A 2,590-nucleotide genomic window follows, 5' to 3' on the forward strand; every position below is an offset into this window, starting at 1 on the left:
AGGTTTCCTCCGCCACGGCCGCGACCATCGCCCCGGTGGTCGCCTGCCGGGCCACACGCTCCGCGCCGGGATTGCCCGACCGCGCCATTTCCTGAACCTTGCCGCCGGGGAACCCGGCCTCGGCCATCACCTGGCTGATCGACTTGTGGACCGACCCGCAGGAATCCTCGATCAGAGACGCCCAATCCCCTGACCGGAGCCCCGCTTGCAACGTGTTCAGGATGCCGTTGAAATCCCGCCTCAAGAGGCAGTCGAGATTGCCGCCCATAAGCAAGCCGAGAATGTCCTTCGGACCGGTCAGCGCCGCTTCAAGTTGTTGATTTCCACCCGGAACTGACCCGGGTTTTCCATCGAGAAGTGACCCACCTTTAGTCATGCGGCTGGGGTCATGTCCGGGTCAAGGCATGGGTGCCCTCCTTCTTCTTTCGTGTTGCAGCGGTGCTGGCCCTGAAGCGGAAGCTGTCGTTTCCTGTCTCCAGGATGTGACAGCGGTGGGTGAGGCGATCGAGCAGTGCGGTGGTCATCTTGGCRTCGCCGAAGACGCTGGCCCATTCGCTGAAGCTCAGGTTGGTGGTGATGACAACGCTGGTGCGTTCATAGAGCTTGCTCAGGAGATGGAAGAGCAGCGCACCGCCTGAGGCGCTGAAGGGCAGATAGCCCAGTTCGTCCAGGATCACGAGATCGAGCCGGGTCAGGCTTTCCGCGATCTGCCCGGCCTTGCCCCTGGCTTTCTCCTGCTCGAGCGCGTTGACGAGTTCGATGGTGGAGAAGAAGCGGACCCTTCGGCGATGGTGTTCGATGGCCTGGATGCCCAGGGCGGTTGCGACATGGGTCTTGCCGGTGCCCGGCCCGCCGATCAGCACGACGTTCTGTGCGCCGTCGATGAACTCGCAGCGGTGGAGCTGGCGCACCGTGGCTTCGTTGATCTCGCTTGCCGAGAAGTCGAAGCCCGCCAGATCCTTGTAGGCCGGGAAGCGCGCGGCCTTCATGTGATAGGCGATGGAGCGCACCTCGCGCTCGGCCAMCTCSGCCTTCAGGAGCTGYGTCAGGATCGGCACGGCCSCCTCGAAGACGGGCGCGCCCTGCTCGATAAGATCGGTGACGGCCTGGGCCATGCCATGCATCTTCAGGCTGCGCAGCATGATGACGACGGCGCCGCTGGCGGGATCATGACGCATGACGGCCTCCGCTGCTGCGGGCGCGCAGGTCGTCGTAGCGCTCGACATTGGCCTTCGGTTCGCGGCGCAGGAGCAACGCCTGYGGCGTATCGATGGTCGGGCTGTCGGTTGCCCTGCCGTCGATCAGCCGGTGCAGGATGTTCAGCACATGGGTCTTGGTCGCCACCCCATCGGACAGGGCCAGCTCGACCGCGGTCAGCACCGCCTGCTCGTCATGCTGCAGGACCAGGGCGAGGATATCGACCATCTCCCGATCTCCGCCGGGTCGTCGCAGCATCTGGTCCTGCAATCGCCTGAAGCCTGACGGCAGCTCCACAAAGGGGGCACCGTTCCGCAGCGCTCCAGGCTTGCGCTGGATCACCGTCAGGTAGTGGCGCCAGTCATAGATCGTGCGGGGCGGCAGATGATGGGAGCGCTGGATCAGCCGTTCATGCTCACAGAGAACCTGCCCTTCTGCGGCCACGACAAGCCGATCGGGGTAGACCCGGAGGCTGACCGGCCGGTTGGCGAAGGAGGCAGGCACGCTATAGCGGTTGCGCTCAAAGCTGATCAGGCAGGTGGGCGAGACGCGCTTGCTCTGCTCGACRAAGCCGTCAAAGGCCGGCGGCACCGGCATCAGCGCGGGCTGCTCCTCGGCCCAGGCATCGGCGAGGCTCCCGGCCAGACGGCCGTGCGGGATCTCCCGCCAAAGCTCCAGGCATCGCCGCTCGAGCCAGGCGTTCAGCGCGGCGAGGTCAGGGAAGTTCGGTATTGGTTGCCACAGGCGCGGCCGCGCGTCCTGCACGTTCTTCTCGACCTGCCCCTTCTCCCAGCCCGAGGCGGGATTGCAGAACTCCGGCTCGAAGACATAGTGGTTGGCCATGGCAAGAAAGCGCATGTTGATCTGGCGCTCCTTGCCCCTGCCGATGCGGTCCACCGCCGTCCGCATGTTGTCGTAGATCCCACGCTCCGGCACGCCGCCAAAGACGCGGAAGCCGTGCCAATGGGCGTCGAACAGCATCTCGTGGGTCTGCAGCAGATAGGCGCGCACCAGGAATGCCCGGCTGTGTGCCAGCTTGATATGCGCGACCTGCAGCTTGGTGCGCTCGCCGCCGATCACGGCATAGTCCTCACTCCAGTCGAACTGGAAAGCTTCACCCGGGCGGAAGGTCAGAGGAACGAACGTGCCGCGTCCCGTTGTCTGCTGTTCTCGCTGCCGCTCTGCRCGCCATTCACGGGCGAAGGCMGCAACCCGGTTGTAGGAGCCGGTAAACCCCARTGCGACCAGATCGGCATGGAGCTGCGTCARGGGGCGGCGCTGCTTGCGCGACTTCGAGGTCTCGGTCTTCAGCCAGCCTGCCAGCTTGTCGGCAAACGGGTCGAGCTTGCTGGGCCGCTCCGGCACCGAGAACTTCGGCTCGATCGTGCCCGCC

3 protein-coding genes are annotated in these 2,590 nt (G+C 65.1%); all 3 read right to left on the reverse strand.

What is annotated here, in order from left to right:
- Positions 1 to 376 (reverse strand): hypothetical protein (locus AB4091_RS21710; RefSeq protein ID WP_442294961.1); only part of this gene is annotated, 376 nt, incomplete at its 3' end.
- A gap of 10 nt (positions 377 to 386) precedes the next feature.
- On the reverse strand, positions 387 to 1,178 hold the full coding sequence (gene istB, locus AB4091_RS21715; RefSeq protein WP_442294963.1) for an IS21-like element helper ATPase IstB: 792 nt from the start codon (positions 1,176 to 1,178) through the stop codon (positions 387 to 389).
- Positions 1,168 to 2,590 (reverse strand): IS21 family transposase (istA, locus tag AB4091_RS21720; RefSeq protein WP_442294965.1); only part of this gene is annotated, 1,423 nt, incomplete at its 5' end. The genes istB and istA, both read right to left, overlap by 11 nt.

The organism is Terrabacter sp. 2RAF25 (assembly GCF_052115265.1).
Taxonomy (GTDB): Bacteria; Actinomycetota; Actinomycetes; order Actinomycetales; family Dermatophilaceae; genus Terrabacter.